General features: G+C 60.8%; 17 protein-coding genes and 2 pseudogenes. 7 read left to right on the top strand and 12 right to left on the bottom strand.

Annotated features, from left to right (window positions below):
* Window positions 1–17: 17 nt before the first annotated feature.
* Window positions 18–3,065 carry an aminotransferase class III-fold pyridoxal phosphate-dependent enzyme gene (locus tag ACNQP3_RS12970; RefSeq protein WP_264317123.1) on the bottom strand — a complete coding sequence of 1,016 codons (3,048 nt, stop codon included), beginning with the start codon at window positions 3,063–3,065 and terminating at the stop codon, window positions 18–20.
* Window positions 3,066–3,208: 143 nt separating this feature from the next.
* On the opposite strand from ACNQP3_RS12970, the gene ACNQP3_RS12965 reads away from it, so the two are divergent.
* Window positions 3,209–3,649 (top strand): Lrp/AsnC family transcriptional regulator, encoded by a 441-nt coding sequence (locus ACNQP3_RS12965; protein ID WP_021784634.1) that lies wholly within the window; start codon window positions 3,209–3,211, stop codon window positions 3,647–3,649.
* Window positions 3,650–3,664: 15 nt separating this feature from the next.
* On the opposite strand, the gene ACNQP3_RS12960 is transcribed toward ACNQP3_RS12965, so the two are convergent.
* The 5 genes from ACNQP3_RS12960 to dksA form a co-directional block, all read right to left on the bottom strand.
* Complete coding sequence (locus tag ACNQP3_RS12960) at window positions 3,665–5,017, bottom strand: sensor histidine kinase (RefSeq protein WP_264317122.1); 1,353 nt, start codon at window positions 5,015–5,017, stop codon at window positions 3,665–3,667.
* On the bottom strand, window positions 4,993–5,658 hold the full coding sequence (locus tag ACNQP3_RS12955; protein ID WP_060494148.1) for a response regulator: 666 nt from the start codon (window positions 5,656–5,658) through the stop codon (window positions 4,993–4,995). Before ACNQP3_RS12955 ends, ACNQP3_RS12960 begins: the two co-directional genes overlap by 25 nt.
* A gap of 67 nt (window positions 5,659–5,725) precedes the next feature.
* Window positions 5,726–6,151: a hypothetical protein gene (locus ACNQP3_RS12950; RefSeq protein ID WP_012272237.1), complete on the bottom strand. Its 426-nt coding sequence runs from the start codon at window positions 6,149–6,151 to the stop codon at window positions 5,726–5,728.
* A gap of 18 nt (window positions 6,152–6,169) precedes the next feature.
* Entirely contained in the window at window positions 6,170–6,934 is a 765-nt protein-coding gene (locus ACNQP3_RS12945; RefSeq protein ID WP_012272236.1) for a membrane protein, read from the bottom strand.
* 76 nt (window positions 6,935–7,010) lie between these two features.
* On the bottom strand, window positions 7,011–7,415 hold the full coding sequence (gene dksA / locus ACNQP3_RS12940; protein WP_012272235.1) for an RNA polymerase-binding protein DksA: 405 nt from the start codon (window positions 7,413–7,415) through the stop codon (window positions 7,011–7,013).
* Between the two features lie 390 nt (window positions 7,416–7,805).
* Between dksA and ACNQP3_RS12935 the strand changes: the two genes are divergently transcribed.
* A complete protein-coding gene (locus ACNQP3_RS12935; RefSeq protein WP_060515278.1) occupies window positions 7,806–8,243 on the top strand; it encodes a DUF4440 domain-containing protein in 438 nt (145 codons plus the stop codon).
* Here ACNQP3_RS12935 and ACNQP3_RS12930 read toward each other — a convergent pair.
* The 3 genes from ACNQP3_RS12930 to ACNQP3_RS12920 form a co-directional block, all read right to left on the bottom strand.
* A complete protein-coding gene (locus ACNQP3_RS12930; protein ID WP_060515279.1) occupies window positions 8,222–8,863 on the bottom strand; it encodes a dTMP kinase in 642 nt (213 codons plus the stop codon). The two genes, ACNQP3_RS12935 and ACNQP3_RS12930, sit on opposite strands and share 22 nt — an antisense overlap.
* Window positions 8,864–8,978: 115 nt before the next feature.
* Window positions 8,979–10,082, bottom strand: coding sequence for a P1 family peptidase (locus tag ACNQP3_RS12925; RefSeq protein WP_060515282.1), 1,104 nt, complete (start codon window positions 10,080–10,082; stop codon window positions 8,979–8,981).
* Window positions 10,083–10,094: 12 nt separating this feature from the next.
* A complete protein-coding gene (locus tag ACNQP3_RS12920; protein ID WP_060494150.1) occupies window positions 10,095–11,459 on the bottom strand; it encodes an APC family permease in 1,365 nt (454 codons plus the stop codon).
* 195 nt (window positions 11,460–11,654) lie between these two features.
* Between ACNQP3_RS12920 and ACNQP3_RS12915 the strand changes: the two genes are divergently transcribed.
* Window positions 11,655–12,446 carry a helix-turn-helix transcriptional regulator gene (locus ACNQP3_RS12915; protein ID WP_060494151.1) on the top strand — a complete coding sequence of 264 codons (792 nt, stop codon included), beginning with the start codon at window positions 11,655–11,657 and terminating at the stop codon, window positions 12,444–12,446.
* Between the two features lies 1 nt (window position 12,447).
* Here the strand turns inward: ACNQP3_RS12915 and ACNQP3_RS12910 are convergent, their stop codons facing one another.
* The gene (locus ACNQP3_RS12910) at window positions 12,448–13,236 is read right to left on the bottom strand and encodes a helix-turn-helix transcriptional regulator (protein ID WP_012272229.1); all 789 of its coding nucleotides are present in this window, start codon (window positions 13,234–13,236) and stop codon (window positions 12,448–12,450) included.
* Between the two features lie 161 nt (window positions 13,237–13,397).
* On the opposite strand from ACNQP3_RS12910, the gene ACNQP3_RS12905 reads away from it, so the two are divergent.
* Entirely contained in the window at window positions 13,398–14,219 is an 822-nt protein-coding gene (locus ACNQP3_RS12905; RefSeq protein WP_012272228.1) for a carbon-nitrogen hydrolase family protein, read from the top strand.
* A gap of 97 nt (window positions 14,220–14,316) precedes the next feature.
* A pseudogene (locus tag ACNQP3_RS12900) lies at window positions 14,317–15,438 on the top strand (APC family permease); the annotation flags it as partial.
* Here ACNQP3_RS12900 and ACNQP3_RS12895 read toward each other — a convergent pair.
* Complete coding sequence (locus ACNQP3_RS12895) at window positions 15,435–16,094, bottom strand: autoinducer binding domain-containing protein (protein WP_347062961.1); 660 nt, start codon at window positions 16,092–16,094, stop codon at window positions 15,435–15,437. The pseudogene ACNQP3_RS12900 and the gene ACNQP3_RS12895 sit on opposite strands and share 4 nt — an antisense overlap.
* Before the next feature lie 70 nt (window positions 16,095–16,164).
* Here ACNQP3_RS12895 and ACNQP3_RS12890 point away from each other — a divergent pair.
* Both ACNQP3_RS12890 and ACNQP3_RS12885 read left to right on the top strand, forming a co-directional pair.
* A pseudogene (locus ACNQP3_RS12890) lies at window positions 16,165–16,365 on the top strand (amino acid permease); the annotation flags it as partial.
* 159 nt (window positions 16,366–16,524) lie between these two features.
* Window positions 16,525–19,068, top strand: a complete 2,544-nt coding sequence (locus ACNQP3_RS12885) for an HWE histidine kinase domain-containing protein (protein WP_264317121.1) — start codon at window positions 16,525–16,527, stop codon at window positions 19,066–19,068.
* A gap of 140 nt (window positions 19,069–19,208) precedes the next feature.
* Here ACNQP3_RS12885 and ACNQP3_RS12880 read toward each other — a convergent pair whose 3' ends face one another.
* Window positions 19,209–20,852 carry an acetolactate synthase large subunit gene (locus ACNQP3_RS12880; RefSeq protein ID WP_012272225.1) on the bottom strand — a complete coding sequence of 548 codons (1,644 nt, stop codon included), beginning with the start codon at window positions 20,850–20,852 and terminating at the stop codon, window positions 19,209–19,211.
* Window positions 20,853–20,941: the final 89 nt, after the last annotated feature.

Genomic DNA, 20,941 nt, shown 5'->3' with positions numbered 1-20,941 from the left:
CCTGCCCAGCCGATAGGCTATTTCAGCGCTGCGATGAAGCTGTCTTTCAGCACCTCGAGCAGGAAATCGGCATTGGCCCGGCTGAAAATCATTGAAGGCCGCATTTTCAACACATTGTCATGCGGGCCCTCGGTGCCGATCAACACGCCGCGCTCCCTGGCGCCGTCGGCTACTTTCCTGGCCAAGGCCGTGGCCGGCACCTTCGACTGACGGTCAGTGACCAGCACAATGCCGAGGAACAGGCCCAGGCCGCGCACATCACCAATCACATCAAATTGCTGCTGCAGCTTGCGGAAACCATCGAGCAGGTAATTGCCAACGCTCAAGGCATTTTCCTTCAACTGGTCGCGCTCGATCGCATCGAGCACTGCCAGGCCTACCGCGCACGACACGGGGTTGCCGGCGAAGGTATTGAAATACTCCATGCCGTTGTTGAAGGCATCGGCAACCTCGCGCGTGGTCACGACCGCCGACATCGGGTGGCCGTTACCGATCGGCTTGCCCATGGTGACAGCATCCGGCACTACGCCCTGAGTCTCGAATGCCCACCAGTGGCTGCCCACACGGCCAAACCCGACCTGTACCTCATCGGCCAGGCACAGCCCACCTTCGGCGCGCACCATGGCGTATACCTCCTGCAGGTAGTGTTCGGGCAGGAACACCTGCCCCGCCACGCTGGGAATCGACTCGGCAAGGAAAAAAGCGGGCTTCTTGCCTGCCTTGCGCATGGCATCCAGTTGCTCTGCTACCGACTCGGCAAAGCGCTTGCCGTGCTCTTCCACTGGCCAATGCTCGGGCGCGTAGTAGCTGTCCGGGACCACCGCCTCGTAAACATGCGCCGCCCTGCCTTTGCCGGCCTTGCGCTTGTACTTGTATGGGCTCAGGTCGATGAGCTCCTGGGTGGTGCCGTGGTAGGCCCAGTCCAGCACGATTGCCTGGTCACTGCCTGTGTAGTTGCGCGCCATGCGCAGCATCAAACTGTTGGCTTCACTGCCCGAACAACCAAAGGACGCGACGCAAAGCCCCTCTGGCAAGGTGCCGGTCAGGCGTTCGGCATATTCGACAATGTTGTCATGAAGGTAGCGGGTATTGGTGTTCAGTCGCGCAGCCTGACGGGTCAAGGCTTCGACCACATCGGGATGGCTATGGCCCAGGTGGCAGACGTTATTGAAGCAGTCCAGGTAGGCCCGCCCGAAGTTGTCGATCAGCCATACGCCATCGCCACGCACGAACTTGATCGGGTCAGTGTACGAAATTGACAGGTTCGGTAGCAGCAACTCCTTGCGCTTGGCAATGATCTGGGCCTTGGTCATGCCCTGCTGGTCGTAGGTCTCTGGCGGAATGCCGGCCAACATCGAGGCATCAGGGAACAAGTCAGCCCACACGTCACGGTACTCTGGCTCACCAACGCCAATGACCTCGCTCGCGGTCAGCTGGGTATCGGTGGCCATCTGCAGATGCAGGTGGGGGATCCAGCCGCCATTTTCATGGTCGGTGCCCATGTAACCGACCAGGTCGCCAGCCTCTAGCTTGTCACCGGCTTTCAAGCGGCCGAGCGCCTCATGGGCCATGTGCCCCCACAAGGTCAGAAATGGCGGGCAACCTGCCGGTGCGTGCTCGATCATCACCAGGCCACCATACCCAAGCGGGTCTGGTTCTACCTCGACGCTTCTGACGGTGCCGGTGACCGGTGCGTACAAAGGCGTACCCGCCGGCATCACCAGGTCGACCCCCACATGCAAGGTGCGACGCTGGCCCTTGATGAAACGGGACTCGAAAGCACTGTCGGTATAGATAGTACGCAACTCGCCCCATGGCCCGATGGCCAGCGGCACCTTGTGCGCGGCAGAGAACGCGTCCCACCAGCGGGTCGCATCCGCAGGACGTTGCTCGGCCGAAGCGATGGTCATTTCGTGGCTGGCGTCGCCAAACGGCGCGATCACTTTGTTGAGGATGGCGGCTGAAGGGCGCACCAGGTCGGCGAACGCTTTGTGGTTATCCGCAATCCAGCGGCGGATTTCCCCGGCACCGTCGATGGCATCGAAACCACAGGCCTTGCGCAGGATGCCGGTGGCCAGCCGTGGGTTCATCGCATCAAGCTGTTCCAGCAGGCGCCAGGCAGGTGCTTCACTGATCGCCAGGTAGGGATTGTCGCCTGCCTGATCGTGCCGCGAAGCAGAAAACGTCACGCTGATGACCAGGCGCATGGCAATCAGGTTGAACAGCACATCAAGCTCTTGCGCTTGCAGCGGGTACTTTTCATGGAAGCCGGCCACCAGCGCAGCAGCAGCGCCGATCGGGTCGTCCATGTCGAGAATGGCGTAAGCGCTGGCGATCGCGACTTCGGCAATCAGCACGCTATGCACTGCGTCGCCAAAGTCGATGAAGCCAGTTACGTTGCTGGTGGATTCGGCATCGACCAGAATGTTCCAGTCGTTGGCGTCGTTGTGGATCACCTGGGCGCGAAGTGAAGCCAGCCTGGGCTGGACAGTCTGCTCGAACTGGGTGATGAAACGTTCGGCAATGGCCCGCCGCTCGGGGCTCTTGATGCAGTGCAGGCGTGATCGAGCGCGCGCCGCATGGCACAGGTCCCAGTCCAGTTCACGAACGGCGCCCGGGTGCATGAAGCCCTGCAGGGCGCGGTCAAGCTCACCGAGTGCCTGGCCGAAGTTTCTCATCAGCGCAAAGGAGCGCCTGGCCTCGGCGAGCGGCGTGCCGGCCAACCAGCTGACCAGGCGCACCGCGTGCTGTTCACCTGTGGCGCTGGTCACCGTCGGTAGGTAATCGCCCGCCACGCTGGCCCGCAGGTGAGGCACGCCCAAGTGCGCGCCATGCACGGCCAGGTGATCGAGCAGCGCGGTTTGAAACTCGCTTTCTACCCTGGGCTCGCTGGCATTGACGATTTTCAGGATCCAGCCTGCATCCATGCCCGTCTTCAGCCGGTAGTTGCAATCACGCTCCCCGTCCAGGGGCGTTGCAATGCCGGTGACATTGAAGAAATCTTTTGCAAGGCCCTCTGCATCGCTTGCCGAAAACCGAGGTGCCGGGTGGGAAAGGTCTGTCATATCATCACGTTCCGAGCGAGCAAATTGTTTTTTCAATAGCTTGTCATGCACCACCGAAACCGACACCCTGCATACGGTCGGGATCGACAGGCATTATGCCGGTTCCGGCCGGCATAAAGACGGCGAGCTTATTGGGTGGTGCAATGCGTGACCTGGACGCAAAAGATCGTGAGATTCTTGAAGTACTTTCGAAAGATGCGCGTATTGCGCTGAAGGCGTTGGCCGGCCGCATAGGCCTTTCCAGAAGCGCCACTACCGAGCGCGTCGCCAACCTTGAGCGCAGCGGGATCATCCGTGGCTATCGGGCGGACATCGGCGAAATAGACGCCAACGTGATAAGGGCGATCTTGCTGGTGACGTTGCAGCGCACACCTGCCATGGGGCTGCTCGACCAGCTGGCAACGGACGCGCGCGTGCGGCGGGTTTCATCGGTGAGCGGCCAGCTTGACCTGGTGGTTGAAGTGGAGACACGGACAATCGACGACCTCAACCAGGTACGCGACAATGTGGCACGTCACGAATCAGTGGATGACATTACCACTTCGGTGGTCCTGCGCCGGGATATCGACCGTCAGGGCGCCTGACACCCTGACGGATCGTCAACCGCTGTTTGTCACCCAACGCAAACATACCCGCCAGCCCTGGCGGCGCGCCGCATCGGTGTACCCCACGTCCACCTCGCCTGCGCAACGCTGAACAATGGTCCGTACAATCGACAGCCCCAGGCCGGAGCCTTCCCCCACCGAGCCAGTGCCGCGATAGAACGGGTCGAACACGCGCTCCCACTCTTGCGGGTCAATGCCCGGGCCATCGTCGCTGACACTGAGCGTGACTTGGCCGACGCCCTGCTCCACACGCAGGTCGACATGGCCCGCCACAGGGGCATGGCGAATGGCGTTCTCGACCAGGTTGCTGATCACGGTCCTCAACTCGACTTCGCGTATGGGCAAGCGTGCATCGTCACCTTCCAGGCCAATGTCGAGCTGCTTCTGCTCGGCCAAGGGCATCAGATCTTCCAGCACCCGACGGCAGACTTCATGCAGGGATACCGCAGGTGTCGGCAGCGCGCCGAGCTGGGCGCTCGCCAATGCCAACAGTTGCTCGATGAGCTTGCGGCTTCTGGCGATACCGAGCCGCAGTTGGGCCACTTGGGCCTGGGCGCGGGCCGTCATTGCTTCGGGTTCAAGGCCTTCCACCTGCAGTGAAAGGGCTGTAAGGGGGGTGCGCAGTTCATGGGCTGCATCGGCGACAAAGCGCTTCTGGCTCTCCAGGGTGCGGGCAACACGCGCCAGCAGCCGGTTGATTGCCTGGATGAAAGGGCGTATTTCGATAGCCAGCATACGCTCATCAATCGGCCGCAGGTCCTGATCATCACGGCGGTCGAGCATTGCCGCCAAACTCGCGACAGGCCTGAACAGCTCGCGAATCAGGTTGGCCACCACCACCAGCAAAATGGCAAAGAGGATGGCGAATGGCAGCAATGCACGCCATGCGCTATCGCGGGCATCGCGATTGCGGCTGTCAATTTCCTGCGCAACGGCAAAACGCTTGCCGGAAGAATCGGTGTTCACCAGCACACGGAAAGGTTCGTTTCCGACATTTATGGTAGACAAGCCATTGGCCACGGCGCCCGGAATGGGCAACGGCAACAAGCTGTCATCAGCATGGCTGACGGCCTGTCCATCAGCCAGATACTGGATGACGATGCGGGTTTCTTCATCGTCGCCTGGGACAGAATGCTCGTTGGCTGGGTAATGAAATGCCAAACCTTGGCGCATGTACAACGCCGCAACCTGGCGCAGGCTGTTGTCCTGCAGCTCAAGCGCCTCATCGAAGGCCGAGAGGTAGCTGAATACCCCACTCATTGTCGCAACCAGTAGTATCGCCAGGGACAACCCTAGCGACAGGCGGAGCTGCAGGGACTGGTTCAGGCGCCTTTTGAGACCATCCATCCCAACCCCCTGATATTGCGAATCACATCCTTGCCCAGCTTGCGGCGCAAGGCATGGATGAGAAACTCCACCGCGTTGCTTTCGACCTCGTTCCCCCACCCGTAAAGCCGGTCCTCCAGTTCGGCCCGCGACAAGATCGCCCCCGGGCGGATCAGTAATGCCTGAAGCAAGGCGAACTCTCGGTTGGAAAGCTGAACAGGCGGCTGAGCCATCACCCTGGCGCATTTGCTGACAAGGTCCAGGCTGACCGTGCCGTTGCCCAGTTCAGGGGTCGCGCGCCCGCCTTTGCGCCGCATGACGGCGCGCATCCTGGCAAGCAATTCGGCCATTTCAAAGGGCTTTTGCAAGAAATCATCCGCCCCGCCATCCAGCCCGCGCACGCGGTCATCAAGCTCCGCGCGCGCGGTAATGATCAGCAGGGGAACGGGGTTGTCGGCGGCACGCAGCTGTTGCAGCAATTGCAGCCCATCTTGTCCGGGCAACCCCAGGTCGAGCAGCACCTGGTCGTAGGCCTGCGTGCGCAAGGCCGCCTCTGCGGTCGGGCCATCGGCTACCCAGTCCACCGCGTAACCCGCTGTTGCCAGCGCGTCCTGCAGTGCCTGGGCAATCATGCAGTCATCTTCGACCAGTAACACCCGCATTGCCTTCCCCAAAATGAGCACGTGATGGAACAATAGCCGAGTGCACGGTGACTGATTGTTCCTCGCTTCAACCTTGTCGTGGCCTTTGCAGGTTGTCGAAAGCTTTCAACAGGGCATCCATTGCCGCTTTGCAGTCATCCTGCTGCGGCTGGCCTGCACGCAGTGCATCGAGTGCCCGATCGATAGCCTTGTCCAGTACATGCCAGTCGCTGGCCGCGCGTGGCTTGATCCCGGCCTCGGCGTCGTCCCAGCTTTTTTCCAGGTCTTTGATGCGGGCCTTGGCAGCCGGCAAGTCCTGGGCATCGACCTTGGCCGCCACATCCTCGGCAATGGCCCGGAATGGGCTGAGGTCGCCCAGCTTGGTCGCTGCTTGGGCGCCCGCAGGTGCCTGCTGTGTTTGTTGTTGATCCGGTTTGGAACAACCTTGGGTTAGCAGCACGCCAAACGTGCAGGCGATTGCCAACGTCGCTATGCGTAAACGATGCGAAATCATGGGTAACTACCTTTTTGATCAACGGGCGAGTCGTTTGGACTGTTCGGCGCTGAACTGGGCAACGCCGACCAGGATGAAGATGACGCAAAGAAACAGTGCACTGGTCCAGGTGGCCCCCATGCCGAGGCCGCCATATGCGTGCGATTGAGTCAGCAGGTCGCCCAGGGAAGCACCAAGTGGTCGAGTCAGAATGTAAGCCACCCAGAACACCAGCACCGTACTGGCGCCCAGTCGCCAGGCGAGCACGCAAACGGCGATCAATACGGCAAAGATCACCACGCCGATATCAAAGCCAAGCCCCAACGCTTCGGTAGCCAGGTCACCGCCAGCAGTGCCTAGCGCGAAAGTACAAAGCACGGTGGTCCAATAGAAAAGCTCGCGCCTTGCGGTAACGATCTCGCGTATCGACAGGTTGCGCTCCAGCACGTACCAGATCGCAAAGTTGGCAGCCAGCAACACCGAGAAAAACGCTGTGCTGGCGTAAAGGCTGATGTCCAGCTCGTCGGTCAGGATGTCGGTGATCTGGGTGCCCAGAATGCTCACCAGCACCACGCACAGCCAGTAAATCCAGGGTTCACAGTGGCGCTTGCGCAACTGCAAGGCCAACGCACCCGCCAGCAGCACGGCCATCACCGCACTGGTGATGGCCAGCCCCCAGCCTACGTCGACGGCGAGAAAGTCGGCGAATGTTTCGCCCACCGTGGTGGACATGATCTTGATGATCCAGAAGGACAGCGTCACTTCCGGTACTTTGTTGAGCCAAGTGCTGCTCGGCGCATTCATCGAGTAACCTCCTCAGGTTCCAAAGGGGTATCCGAGTGCGAGGTTACCGTTGAACACTTAGATCAGGCTGAGCGCCTCAGTCATCGCGTATGTGCCGCTCCCTGCGCTCTTGCCGCTCCTTGGCCTCAATGCTCAGCGTCGCTGTTGGCCGCAGCAGCAAGCGTTTCAGGCCGATGGGCTCGCCAGTGTCCTTGCACCACCCGTATTCGCCCCGAGCAAGGCGCTGCAGGGCTTCGTCGATCTTGTCCAGCAGCTTCTTTTCCCGCTCGAGCAGGCGCAACTGCCATTGCCGTTGCTCCTCCACAGTGCCCAGGTCGGAAGGGTCACTGCTTGGCTCGAATGTGCGCATGAGTTCGAACTCGCTGGAGATTCGCGCTTGTAACACTGTGCGCTGCGACAGCAGCAGGTCACGGAAGAATGCCTGCTGCGAGGCATCCATGTAGGCCTGTGCAGGCATGCGAAGCAGCTCTTGTTCGTTCATCGCTATCACTCTTGCGTCAGGTTCAAAAGGGTCAGTGCCGCTGTGCATTGAATGCCAGAGGCAACCCTTGACAGTGTTCGTTCAACACAACGCCGAAAGTGTATGCAGCACCAGCGGCAACCCCAGATGCTGCTGGCGATTTTCTCGATGCGTGCGCAGGTAACCCGGACGTCTGCATCGAAAACCTTGCCTTCGTTCACCAAGCGGGCATTCCTGACAAGGATTCGGCTCATGCAGGAGCTTCCTTTTGGTTCCTGCCCACCACGAGGTGTTCGCACTTGAGGGACATGATCTGAAACTTGTCTCGATAATGTTATGTTATAACACATTATCTCATCCCGGCATGAACATGCCACCCATCCCTTTTGAACCTTATGTGAGCAAGCCCCCATGAGCGCTACGCCTACCGCAGCCCAGAACATTGAACCCTATGCCGACACCGAACTGGCCTGCCTGGCGGGTGCCAAGGCGGCGCTTTATCGGTGGGCTGCAACGGTAGCCACGCGTGACGTGGACCAGGTGCTGGCACTGTATGCGCCAGACGCCATTCTGGTGCCGACCTTGTCCAACCAGGTGCGCGATTGTGATGACAGCCGACGCAACTACTTCGACAACTTCCTGGCCAATGATGGGCTGGTGTGTGACGTTCAGGTGTTCAAGAAGCGCGTCAGCCGCAAGCTCGGCACCGTGGTGGTCGGCGGGCTCTACACCTTCGTCTACCGCAATGGCGGTGAGCAGCACGTGGTGCCGGCAAGGTTTTTGTTCACCTTTGAACGCATTGATGGGCAATGGCTGATCACAGGCCATCACTCATCGGTCGAGGCTTGAGTCCATTTCATTCGCAGTACTCGATCAATCTCGCCAACCAGTTGCCGTGTGGCCGCCTCGATCGTCCCTTCATTGCGGCACAGCACCCAGCCGTGCGCTGCAACCGCCCGCTCGAACGCCTCGGTACAGGCCACCTGCTCATCCAGGTTGTGGATCACCGTGCTGCCCAGCCCGCGCGTGCGGGCCGCAGCCCTTGCCCATGAAGTTTCTGGGGCGGTGACAACCCCGACATGCAAATCTGGCACTTGCACGCTTCGTTCAAGGTTCAGGCGCAAGATATGGTCAAACGGCACAGTGCGGCGGAACGCAGCGTCAGAGGGGTACCAGCGATCAATCAGGATGATGCTGTCAGCTGGCTGCCTAGGCAGTACATGTCGGGAAATCCACGCACGGCTTTCAGCAAAGCGTTCGCACACCCTGAACTCCAGGTCCTGGCAAGGGCTTCTGGCGAGCTGGTTGACCAGGGCCATGGTTTCGCGCCGGTAGGGGTCGTTGTTTCTTTCGCAAAGACGAATCACCTTTTTTCCTTCCACCCTCAGGGCCTGGGTAACGGCTTCCAGCAGCGTGGTCTTGCCGGTGCCCTTGGGGCCATCGATGGAAACAAATAGCGGGCGGTTCATCTTTCAATACCTGTTGGCTCAGGCGCGGGATGAGACCACCGATCACCGCCTGCATACAAGCAATTATCGAAAGGAGAACATCTGTACTCCCCAGGTATACGCACTTCCCCAAATATCAACCTTGAGCCTGCCAGCCCACTTGTTCGAGGGCCATCAGTAAGCGTGCCCCCTCAAGGCCAGGCACCTCTCGCCCATCTCCTGCCAGCATCGACCTGCCTGCCAGGATCGCGTTGACAATGGCTTCCTCCACGGCCTCGGCCGCCGCGGCGAACAGCGGCGAAATATGGTCGTTGTTGACCATCGCCACTTGCGCGGTCACCGGCAGATCGCGGCGGTTGTAATCGGCAGGCGCCAGCCCGGTGTTCCCCGTCGAGAAGGCCAGGAAGATGTCGCCACTGGAGTCATCGGTGCCGCCCCCGGTGCGGGCAATGCCCAGCGCAGCACGTTGCGCCAGGCGTTGACATTGATGTGGCAGCAACGGTGCATCGGTGGCCAATACCACCACGATCGAGCCCATGCCAGGGGTGTCCTGCTGGTCAAATGGCGAAGGGAGGCCAAGCAACACCCGGCCCACGGGATAGCCATCCACCCGCAGCTCCCGACGCTGGCCATGATTGGCCTGAACGAAGGCGCCCACCGTCCAGCCACCCTGCTCTGCCAGCAACACCCGTGACGCCGTACCAATCCCGCCTTTGAACTCATGGCAGATCATCCCGGTGCCGCCGCCTACGGCACCCTCGGCCACCGGCCCGCTGCATGCTGCCCCCAGCGCTTGCTGAACCAGGTCCGCGTTGACATGCTGGCCCCAGATGTCGTTCAACACGCCGTCGTAGGTCTCCATCACCACCGGCATGCACCAGTAGGTCGATGCGTCCGCCAGGGTCGCATGCTCGTGGGCGATCAGCGCGTCGCGCACCACCCCAACGCTGTGCGTGTTGGTGGTGGCAATGGCGGTCGTCAACAGGCCCGCTTCACGAATCCACTCCAGGCCTGTGGCATCGCCATTGCCGTTCAATACATGGCAGCCGGCAAAACAAGGCTGATGGCGCGCCGGGCCTTCGCGGGGCTCGATGACACTGACACCGGTACGCACAGGTTTTCCGTCATGGGTCGTGTTCAGGGTGGCGTGGCCAACCCGTACACCCGGTACATCGGTGATTGCGTTGTACGGGCCTGGTTGACCAAGGCCCAGCGTGATACCGAAGTCGCGTGCTCGCATCATGTCTCTCGCTCAAAGTTTCTGAAACGCCGGGCTCAACCTGCCATATGTGCCATACAGCAACATGGAGGTAAGCAGAAGCCCGACAATGATGAAGATGTCCCGGGCCGAAGCCGCACTCAGCAGGGTCGTCAGCAGGTAACCGGCACCGGTCACGGCAGCCAGTGCCGGCAACGGCCACAGCGGCATACGGTACGGGTGCTCGCGATCACGGCGCAGTACCCGGCTGAACAGTGCGCACAACCCCACGACCAGGTACACACAGAGGATCAGCAGTACGGTGAAAGACGTGAGTTCTGCCAGGTTGGAGCTGAAGGTCAGGGCCGTGGAAGGCACGGCAAGGAACAGCGTGGCCAACCACGGCGACTCCCACTTGGGATGAATGCGGGTGAATGTACGGTTCAGGGCCGGCATCCACAACGCATCCCGCCCGCTGCTGTAGATCACCCGCCCACTCTGGATCACCAGGGCGATGATGGCGTTGAACACCGACAGGAAAATCCCGCCACTCACCAGGCGCGACAGCGTTTCGTTGCCATGCGCCGTCAGCAGGTAGCCAATCGGGTCCGGGCTGGCCAGCATCGCCTCCAGCGAGGGCGCGCCGATCAGCAGTGCCAGCAGCGGGATCACTTCGATGGCCACCACCAGCACCAGTGACCACAGCACCGCCTTGGGGATGCCACGCCCGCCGCACTTCATGTCTTCTGCCAGCAACACTGCGCCGCCAAAACCATTGAAGGAAAACAACGCCGTGCCGACCGCACCAATCACCAGCGCCCAGGGTGCCGCATGCAGTATCCCGTTATCGAGCACCAGTGGGCTGACCAGGCTGGTGAGCGGTTGCTGGGCATGGCCGAAGCCCAGCACCACGATCACCATCAGCGCCGCTACCTCAAGCAACAGGCAGATGCCGGTAACCCATGCGTTCAACTTTATATTGAGGATACCCAGCAGATACCCCAGGGCGACAATCACCAGGGCCACCGCCTGCCCATCAAGCTGGGAGCCCAGCGCCGCATTCAAGTACGTGGCAGCCCCGGTTGCCAGTACCGGTGGAATGAACACCAGCATCGCCAGCACGGTAAGAAAGGTGGCGTAACCGGCCATGCCGCCAAATACCCGTTTGGCAAACACGTACTCTCCCCCGGCAGCACTGTGGGCGCGCCCCAGTTCGGCATAGCAAAGTGCAAACATCAGCGCCAGCACGCCACCGAGCATGAAGGCCCAGATCACCCCGGTACCTGCCTGGGCGATGGCAAATGGCGCGATGACGAAGACCGAGCTGGCGGGGGTGACCGAAGATACGGTGATGGCGACGACATCAGCGACGCTCAGCGTCGGTTTCAGTTTCGAGAGGGGTGCACTACAGGACGTCATTTGTTCATCCTCACGTTGTTGTTAGTGTCAGGAGGCAGAACCAGGAAACGAAACATGGCGAGCTCGACGGCCCGCTTGATGGGGATGAAATCTATGCGCCAGCGCCCAGTCGGACAATTCCCACTAAGGGGTACCCCCGGTTGACAGCTGTGGCAAAGCGAGCGCCAATGCCCTACCGCTTTCAAGGACGCCGTCGTGGACATTCTCTTTCATGAAGTTGCCGCTCATACCGCGTTGGCCAGAGCGATCGAGCAGATTGGCAGCCCGCGCTTCTGGCGCCAGCTGATCCTGGTGCTACGCCACTGGGTGCCGTTCGACAACGCACTGGCGATTCACTTCGCGGCCCATGGCGCGCCCCAGGTGCTTGAGGAATACGACGCCGCGCCAGCGCCGGCCGCAGGTGAGCTGTACCTGGACGGCCTGTACCTGCTGGACCCTTTCTACCAGGCCGCCCGCGAAGGCTTGGCCAGTGGTTGCTACCACCTGGAAGAAGTGGCCCCGGACCATTTCTGGCAAACGGACTATTACCAGAACTACTTCCAGGACCATGTGCTGGTGGACGAAATCCAGTTTCTGTTGCAGTTGCCGGACGGGGTGTTGTCACTGTCGCTGGGCATGCGCCGCGCTTTCGATGCAACGGAACTGGGCAAGTTCAACCTGGTCAGTGCCTGGGTGCTGGCCCTGCTTCAGCAGCACTGGGCGCGTAGCGACATCTCGGTGCCCGTGCGGCCACCGGTTGGCGATGCCTTGGCCAGGTTTGCCCAAGGCCTGTTGTCCGAGCGCGAGCTGGAAATTGCCCGCCTGATACTGCGCGGCTACTCGTCGAAGGCGATGGCGCAACGGCTGGGGATCTCGCCGGAGACCATCAAGGTGCACCGGCGCCACCTGTACGCGAAGCTGAACATCTCATCCCACCCGGAACTGTTTTCGATGTTCATCCGTGAGCTGGGGTTCACCGATGAACGCGCGGAGCCTACATCACCTTGAGTCAACCCAGCTGGGCCTGAAGAAACAGCGAAAACAACTCCGATTGCGACTTGATCCCCAGCTTGCTGTACATATGCTTGCGGTGCACCTTTACGGTTTCGACAGAGATTTCCAGCTTGCGCGCAATCTCCTTGCTCGAACAGCCGCTGAGCATCAGCCGGCCCACTTCCAGCTCACGTCCGGTCAGCGGCGACTGCATCTGCTCGACCTTTTCCTCCATGCGGCTTTGCCAGTGCGGCGCAGGCTTGGTGGCCGCCTCCAACAACTCTCGCTCGAAAGCCATGCGCTGGCGCATCAGGCCAGACACCCAAGGCCGCAACAGTTCCAGCAGGGTGACCTGTTCAAGGGTGAAACGGCGTTTGCAGCCAAGTGAAAGGCAAAGCGTACGTTGCGCATCCAGTTGCACGTTGAACTGAATTTCATCCGCTACCACGTTGAGGCGAAAGTAGCGCTGGTAGTAATCGGTCTGCTCGAAGCACTCGGGGGCGACGTCCGCCAGCCGCACCAGGCCAGATGCCGCAGCTTCGCGGCTGGCCACATAGAAGGGGTCCAGCAGGTACAGGCCGTTCAAGTAATCCTGGAACAGCGGATCAGGGTTGCCGTCCTCGCTGGGGCATTCGGCAAACACCTGCGGTTGCCCCGCCGAAAACAGCAGCGCGACCCAACTGTCGCAGGGCACGTATTCGTTCAACAGCCGCACCAGGGCAGGCCAGAAATGCGCTTTATCGAGCGTTTCGATCAGTTGGCCCACCGCTCGGTGCCAGGCAATGTCGTGCAGCGTAAAATTCATCCTCTACCCCTGCAGGGTTACCACGTGGGCGTAATACCCCAAGCGTGATCACCACCCCATAATCCGGGCTAGCTTACGCTGACCGAACCTTTACCGGGGTCGTTTTTTACGCCCCATGCCGCTTGCGCATGGTGGTTGAAGCAGACAGTCGAGGAATCCACATGAAGGTCGAACTTGTGCAACTGGCCGGTCGCGATGGCGACACCGCACACAATTTGCAGCGTACCATCGAGGCAATCAACAACTGCCACGCAGGTACCGACCTGCTGGTGTTTCCCGAAACCCAGCTGACAGGCTTCCCTACCGAAGACAACATTGGCCAGGTCGCCGAAGCGCTCGATGGCCCGAGCATCACGGCCATTCAGCAGGCAGCCTGTGCGCGGGATGTTGCTGTAGTGGTGGGCATGGCCGAAGCCGCCGTCGACGGCAACTTCTACAACACCACCGTGCTGGTCACGCCGGAGGGCGTCGCCCTCAGCTACCGCAAGACCCACCTGTGGGCATCAGACTCCGGCGTGTTCACCCCAGGGGATCGCTATGCCACCACCCTGTTCAAAGGCGTGCGTGTCGGTTTGCTGATCTGCTTCGACATCGAATTCCCCGAATCCGCCCGCGCCCTGGGCCAGCTCGGCGCCGAGCTGATCATCGTCACCAACGGCAACATGGACCCGTATGGCCCAACTCACAAAACCGCCATCAGCGCGCGTGCCATGGAAAACCAGGCCTTCGCGGTCATGGTCAACCGGGTCGGTGACGGTGATGGCGGCCTGGTCTTTGCCGGTGGCAGTGCCGTGGTCGACCCCTACGGCCAGTTGCTATGCGAAGCGGGCCGTGGCGAGTGCCGCATGACCGTCGAGCTGGCCATGGAGCAACTGCAACAAGCACGGCGCGACTACAGCTACATCGCCCAGCGCCGTATTCGCCTGCCAGGTGAACTGCTCGAGCATGAAAACGGCCTGCGCGAATTGATCATCCCCTCCTGATACTCCGCCATTCAAGCCCCCTCACGGGCAAGCAAGGCCGCCAAGGACGGCAGCACGTTCGACTCTGAATAACAATCACAAGCTGGAGCAAGCAGTAATGGCCACACTCAAGCGAACACTTTCGCTGGGTTCGGTGGTGCTTTTCGGCATCGCCTACATGACCCCGATCATCGTCCTTGGTACCTTTGGCATTCTGGCGGATACCACCGCAGGGATGGTGCCCGCAGCCTACCTTGCGGCCGCCATCGCCATGCTGTTCACCGCCTTGAGCTATGGCAACATGGCGCGCGCCTTCCCGGTTGCCGGGTCCGCCTATACCTACGTACGCAAGTCGATCAGCCCGCAACTGGGCTTCATCACCGGTTGGGCGGTGCTGCTCGACTACCTGTTCCTGCCCATGGCGATCTGGCTGATTGGTGCCGCCTACCTGCACTCGGCTTTCCCCAGTGTGCCGCAGGCCATCTGGGTTCTGGCGTTCATCGCTGTGACCACCACCATCAATGTGATTGGCCTGCGCCTGGCGAAAACCGTAAACGGCCTGCTGATGCTCATTCAGCTTCTGGTGCTGGCGGCGTTTGTCGCCCTCGCCGTGCACTACGTGTGGGGTGATCCCACGGTACCGCTATGGACCCTCGAGCCCTTCTACAAGGAAGGTGCCCAGTTGCCGCTGATCATGAGCGGTGCCGCGATCGCCTGTTACTCCTTCCTCGGCTTCGATGCCGTCAGTACCCTGACTGAAGAGACCAAGGAGCCACGCAAGAACATCCCAAGGGCCATCCTGCTGATCACCCTGATTGGCGGCGGTCTGTTCATCGCCTGCAGCTACTTCGTGCAGCTGGCCCACCCGTCTACCGACTTCATCAACGCAGATGCGGCAGCCTATGAAATCGCCCAGAACATCGGCGGCGACCTGTTCGTGAGCGTTTTCCTGCTGGGGCTGATCGTTGGCCAGTTCACCTCTGGCCTGTCGGCTCAAGCCAGCGCCTCCCGGCTGCTGTATGCAATGGGCCGTGACGGTGTGTTGCCCAAGTCGTTCTTTGGCAAGCTGAGCGAGCGCTTCAGCACACCAGTGCCCAGTATCATCCTGTGCGGGGTCGTCGCCCTGCTCGCCTTGCGCATGGATGTGACCACGTCCACTTCGTTCATCAACTTCGGCGCCTTCCTGGCCTTCAGCCTGGTCAACCTGGCGGTCATCTTCCATTACTGGCTGGCCATTCAGATATAGCCCATCGCGACGGCGTAAGAGACTGCCTGCACGCGGTTACTGGCGCCGATTTTGCGTTGGATGTTGCGGTGGTGGTAATTCACCGTATCGGTGCACACCCCCATGATCACGCCGATTTCCTCCGAGGTCTTGCCGTCGGCCGTCCAGCGCAGCACATCACATTCCCTACCGCTGAACTCCACATCCGTATTGAACACACGCACGTCGCTCTCCAGCTCGGAAATCTTCTCGTGGACCGCTGCGGCAAACGCCTTGGTCACCACCTTCAACGCCTCAAATTCCTGAAGACTGATGGGATTATCCTTGCGCGCCAGGCTTAACACCCCAACCCTCCCCTGGGTGTTGAACGAGGGCTGTGCCAGGCCGTGGCGTAAATTCGAGTCGTTGGCTTCGGACCACAGATCCGGGCACCCACGGAACAACTCATTGCTCCACAAAATGGGGGACGACGATACTTTGCTGTGTTTCACCGTGGGATCGATCACCGCGTAGTTAGCCGCCTGATATCGCTGCACCCAGTCCTCGGGATAATTGCCATACATATAAGTCCTGGGCCGCATGAACGGAGTCACGCTGCACATGCCGTAGGCAAAAAAATCAAACCGTAGTTCGCGCAAGGCCCTCAACGCGACAGCCGTAAACTCCTGCATATCCATGGTTCGCGCAAAGATACTATAAAAGTACGCATCCCATCCCAACTGCTGCCCTAATTCCATGGGGCAACGCGGCGGCACAGCCGTACTTCTATACCTGGCATTCCCACTGGTGGGCTTGGTGTCCAACGTGTGGCTGATGGCAAGCCTGGATCACCTGGCAATCTACCTGGGGCTGGGATGGTTGTGCCTGGGCATGCTTTACCTGACCGCAATTACCCGCGGTTTCAGCAAGCAGCCACCCGAGATGCATTTCGAAGAAGCGTAGTGAATCACGTAACAGGTAAGGGGCCGGAGCATGCAAACCTCTCGGCCTTGCTTGCAAGCGCGCTTTCACCTGCCGTGCCCAAATGCGGCAATGCCTGCTAGTCTGACGGACGATGGAGGCCGTGCTGGCTGCCTCCCCTTTAGCCACAGGCACCGGCCAATGACCTTCAACCCCCAAGTAAACCTGACCAACTGCGACCGCGAGCCCATCCAGACGCCCGGCAGCATCCAACCCCACGGCTGCCTGCTGGCCTGTGATGCATCGGCGACCGTGGTCCTGCGCCATTCAGTCAACGCCCCGGATGTGCTTGGCATAACAGGCGATATCAACGGCCAGAAGCTGCAAGCGGTGCTAGGGGACGAGGTAGCCCACACCTTGCGCAACGCGTTGGCCCGTACTCGCGAAGCCTCGCGCCCTGCACTCAGCTTCAGCGTTAGGCTGCCTAACGGCCAGGCTTTCGATGTCGCCGCCCACCTGTTCAAAGGCACTGCGATCCTGGAGTTCGAACCGGCCGGCGCCAGCATCGCCGAGCCTATTGAGCTGGCGCGAACCCTGATTGCCCAGCTGCGCGAAATCGAACAAACCAGCAAATTGTTCCGCGACGCCGCCCGCTTTGTCCGAGCAGTGCTTGGCTATGACCGGGTGATGATCTACCAGCTAGGCACCGACGGTGCCGGCAAGGTGGTCGCAGAGGCCAGGCGCAGCGACCTCGAAAGCTTCATGGGCCAGTACTTTCCCGCGTCCGACATCCCGCAGCAGGCCCGTGCGCTTTATCTGCGCAACCCGATCCGGGTCATTTCCGACGCCCAGTTCAAAACGGTGGCCATCGAGCCTGTCCTCGATCCGTCAGGCGAACCGCTCGACCTGTCCTACGCGCACCTGCGCAGCGTGTCGCCGATCCATTGCGAGTACCTGTGCAACATGGGCGTGGGCGCCTCGATGTCGATATCGGTGATCGTCAACGGCGAACTGTGGGGGATGATCGCCTGCCACCACTATGCACCCCGCACCCTGGCCATGGGGCAGCGGGTAGCCGCAGAGATGTTCGGCGAGTTCTTCTCCCTGCACATCGAGACCTTGCGCAGCCGGCAGAAGCTCGAAGCTGCCGTGCAGGTTCACAAAGCGCTGGACAGCATGCTGCGCGACGCCAACCAGACCGCTGACATCGATTCGTTCTTCCACGCACGCCTGCCACGGTTGATGTCGCTGATCCCCTGCGATGGCATCGGCATGTCGCTACAAGGCCGCTGGTCAACCGTCGGCCTGGTGCCGCCTAAAACGGCCGTCCCCGATTTGCTGCGCCTGGCAGACATGGTCAGCGAAGGCCGGACCTGGGCGTCCAACCGTCTGTCGATGGTATTACCTTCAGCCCAGGCATACTTTACCGAAGTATCGGGCGTCCTGATCATCCCGATGTCGCAGCAGCCGAGGGATTACCTGATCTTCTTCCGCAAGGAGGTGGTCGAGACGCTCGACTGGGCCGGGGACCCGAACAAGACCTACGACAGCGGCTTGCTGGGCGACCGCCTGACACCCCGCAAAAGCTTTGCCATCTGGAAAGAAACCGTTCACCAGCAGTCGCTGCCCTGGACCGAACAGGACCGCCAGTTTGGCGACTCCATCCGTACCGCCATCGTCGAAGTGGTGCTGTACAACAGCGAACTACTGGCCAGCGAGCGCACGAAGGCGGAAGTGCGCCAGCGCATCCTCAACGAAGAACTCAATCATCGGGTCAAGAACATTCTGTCGTTGATCGGCGCTCTGGTTGCCCACCCGACCTCGGAAAGCCAGACACTGCAGGACTACGTGGCGACACTGAAGGGGCGCATCCAGGCGTTGTCTCTCGCTCACGATCAAGTGGTACGTGGTGATGGTGGCGGGCGACTGGCCAAGCTGCTGGAGGCAGAGCTTTCACCCTACCGCACCGCCGCTGGGGTGATCGAGCTGCAGGGCCCGAATGTTACCCTTGATGCCCGCGCCTATTCGGTCATGGCTTTGGTGCTGCACGAGCTGGCAACCAATGCCGCCAAATACGGCGCGCTGTCGCGGGCTGGCGGCAAGCTTGCAGTGAGCTGGGCCATCGACGCTACCAACGCCTGCGCCATCAGTTGGCGTGAAAGCGGCGGGCCAACGGTTCGGCCACCTACCCGCAATGGCTTTGGCTCGGTGCTGATCGACCGCAGTATCCCGTTCGACCTTGGCGGCACGAGCGCGGTGGAGTATCACGCCGAAGGCCTGCAAGGGTTGTTCAAGATTCCTGCAATGCACCTTTCCGTGGCCGAGGCTGCCGAACCCGCGAGCCTGGCTGCGCCCATCGCACGTGCCAAGGATATCTTCGCAGCGCAAACAGGGCTGAGTGTGCTGATCCTCGAAGACCAGCTGGTGATCGCGATTGGCCTGGAACAGATTCTCAACGATGCGCAGATCAAGGACGTGATCACCGCCAGCTCCGAAGATGAAGCCTTGCGCTTGATTGCCAGTCGCACACCGGATGCCGCGATATTGGATGTCAACCTGGGCACTGGCACATCCATTTCTGTGGCCGATGAACTGGTGCGTCGGCAGATTCCGTTCCTGTTCGCCACCGGCTATGGCGACAGCATCAGCATTCCCGAGCACCTGCAGCACGTGCCCGTCACACGCAAGCCCTATGACGCCAATGCCATTCTGGCCAGCGTGAAACGGTTGCTCGATCTGGGCTGAATGGTTGTAGCAGCCTCGTGCTGCGAAAAGGCCCGTACGGCTGACAGTGATGTGTCGGCTATACGGGCCTCTTCGCAGCACAAGGCTGTTACAACAAGGGCACGGCGCCAGCCATGAAGTGGCGCCAGCCCTGTCAGGCGTTATACCGCCAGCGCGCGCTCACGCAACTCGCTGTTGAGGATGCGGTCGTTCTCGCTGTAGTCGACCGGGCAGTCGATCACGTGCACGCCTGGGGTCTTGATGCAGTGTTCCAGCAGCGGCAGCAGGCCTTCGGCGCTTTCCACGCGGTGGCCATTGGCACCATAGGCTTCGGCGTATTTGACGAAGTCCGGGTTGCCGTAGTCCAGGCCGAAATCGGTGAAGCCCATGTTGGCCTGCTTCCAGCGGATCATGCCATAGCCGTCGTCACGCAGGATCACCACGGTGATGTGCATGCCCAGACGTACCGCAGTTTCCAGCTCCTGGCTGTTCATCATGAAGCCACCGTCACCGCACACCGAAATTACCGGGCGGTCCGGGTGCACCAGGTGCGCGGCCATCGCCGATGGCAAGCCGGCGCCCATGGTCGCCAGGGCGTTGTCCAGCAGCACGGTGTTGGGCTTGTGCGCCTTGTAGTTACGGGCGAACCAGATCTTGTAGATGCCGTTGTCCAGGGCAACGATGCCTTCGGACGGCAGTACACGACGGATGTCGGCCACCAGGCGCTGCGGGTAGACCGGGAAGCGGTTATCGTCGGCACCTTCGGCGATCTGTGCTTCGTTGGCTTCACGAATGGCCATCAGGCGGGTGAAGTCCCAGTGCGACGTGTCGTTCAGCGCTTCGCTGATCTGCCACACAGCGTTGGCAATGTCGCCGATCACTTCAACCTGCGGGAAGTACACGGCATCGACTTCAGCGGAGCGGAAGTTGATGTGGATGACCTCGGTGCCGCCACGGACCATGAAGAATGGCGGCTTCTCGATCACGTCGTGGCCGATGTTGATGATCAGGTCGGCCGCTTCGACGGCGCGGTGAACGAAGTCACCCGACGACAGCGCGGCGTTACCCAGGAAGCGCGGGTGGCGCTCGTCGACCACACCTTTACCCATCTGGGTGGTGATGAACGGGATGCCGGTCTTGTCGATCAGTTGCTTGAGGACCTTGGCGGTCATCTTGCGGTTGGCGCCTGCGCCGATCACCAGGATCGGGTTACGGGCGTTCAGCAGTTTCTCGACGGCTGCTTCGATGGCCACGTGCTCGGCCAGCGGGCGGCGGTGCAAGCTGCGCGGGATCGGCAGTGCATCAGTCTGCTCGGCGGCGATGTCTTCCGGCAGCTCCAGGTGTACCGCCCCCGGCTTTTCTTCTTCGGCCAGGCGGAAGGCTTCGCGCATGCGCGACGGGATGTTGTCGGCCGAGGCGAACTGGTGGGTGTACTTGGTGATGGGGTCCATCATGCCGCACACGTCAATGATCTGGAAGCGGCCCTGCTTGGACTTCTTGATCGGCTTCTGCCCGGTGATCATCATCATCGGCATGCCGCCCAGGTAGGCATAGGCGCTGGCGGTGACCAGGTTGGTGGCGCCAGGGCCAAGGGTCGACAGGCTGACGCCGGTCTTGCCGGTCAGGCGGCCGTAGGTGGCAGCCATGAAACCTGCAGACTGCTCGTGACGGGTCAGTACCAGCTTGATCTTCGACTTGCGCAGGGATTCGAGCAGGTCGAGGTTTTCCTCACCAGGAATGCCGAATACATACTCGACACCTTCGTTTTCCAGGCATTGCACAACGACATCGGCGGCCTTGGCCATTTGGGGTACTACCTCAAAATCTTTGTGGGATTGCAGATTTATTAAGCTGCGTGACTGAGATGTTGCAGGATGTCTCAGTGGCGCGCATC

This window comes from Pseudomonas sp. LFS074, assembly GCF_047978165.1.
GTDB lineage: Bacteria > Pseudomonadota > Gammaproteobacteria > Pseudomonadales > Pseudomonadaceae > Aquipseudomonas > Aquipseudomonas putida_P.
This window is presented reverse-complemented; position numbering and strand designations above follow the sequence as displayed.

Excerpts from the sequence above, each read along its gene's own strand:
- ACNQP3_RS12970 (WP_264317123.1), bottom strand. The coding sequence starts at position 3,065 with ATGACAGACCTTTCCCACCCGGCACCTCGGTTTTCGGCAAGCGATGCA.
- ACNQP3_RS12965 (WP_021784634.1), top strand. The coding sequence starts at position 3,209 with ATGCGTGACCTGGACGCAAAAGATCGTGAGATTCTTGAAGTACTTTCG.
- ACNQP3_RS12960 (WP_264317122.1), bottom strand. The coding sequence starts at position 5,017 with ATGGATGGTCTCAAAAGGCGCCTGAACCAGTCCCTGCAGCTCCGCCTG.
- ACNQP3_RS12955 (WP_060494148.1), bottom strand. The coding sequence starts at position 5,658 with ATGCGGGTGTTACTGGTCGAAGATGACTGCATGATTGCCCAGGCACTG.
- ACNQP3_RS12950 (WP_012272237.1), bottom strand. The coding sequence starts at position 6,151 with ATGATTTCGCATCGTTTACGCATAGCGACGTTGGCAATCGCCTGCACG.
- ACNQP3_RS12945 (WP_012272236.1), bottom strand. The coding sequence starts at position 6,934 with ATGAATGCGCCGAGCAGCACTTGGCTCAACAAAGTACCGGAAGTGACG.
- dksA (WP_012272235.1), bottom strand. The coding sequence starts at position 7,415 with ATGAACGAACAAGAGCTGCTTCGCATGCCTGCACAGGCCTACATGGAT.
- ACNQP3_RS12935 (WP_060515278.1), top strand. The coding sequence starts at position 7,806 with ATGAGCGCTACGCCTACCGCAGCCCAGAACATTGAACCCTATGCCGAC.
- ACNQP3_RS12930 (WP_060515279.1), bottom strand. The coding sequence starts at position 8,863 with ATGAACCGCCCGCTATTTGTTTCCATCGATGGCCCCAAGGGCACCGGC.
- ACNQP3_RS12925 (WP_060515282.1), bottom strand. The coding sequence starts at position 10,082 with ATGCGAGCACGCGACTTCGGTATCACGCTGGGCCTTGGTCAACCAGGC.
- ACNQP3_RS12920 (WP_060494150.1), bottom strand. The coding sequence starts at position 11,459 with ATGACGTCCTGTAGTGCACCCCTCTCGAAACTGAAACCGACGCTGAGC.
- ACNQP3_RS12910 (WP_012272229.1), bottom strand. The coding sequence starts at position 13,236 with ATGAATTTTACGCTGCACGACATTGCCTGGCACCGAGCGGTGGGCCAA.
- ACNQP3_RS12905 (WP_012272228.1), top strand. The coding sequence starts at position 13,398 with ATGAAGGTCGAACTTGTGCAACTGGCCGGTCGCGATGGCGACACCGCA.
- ACNQP3_RS12895 (WP_347062961.1), bottom strand. The coding sequence starts at position 16,094 with ATGCAGGAGTTTACGGCTGTCGCGTTGAGGGCCTTGCGCGAACTACGG.
- ACNQP3_RS12885 (WP_264317121.1), top strand. The coding sequence starts at position 16,525 with ATGACCTTCAACCCCCAAGTAAACCTGACCAACTGCGACCGCGAGCCC.
- ACNQP3_RS12880 (WP_012272225.1), bottom strand. The coding sequence starts at position 20,852 with ATGGCCAAGGCCGCCGATGTCGTTGTGCAATGCCTGGAAAACGAAGGT.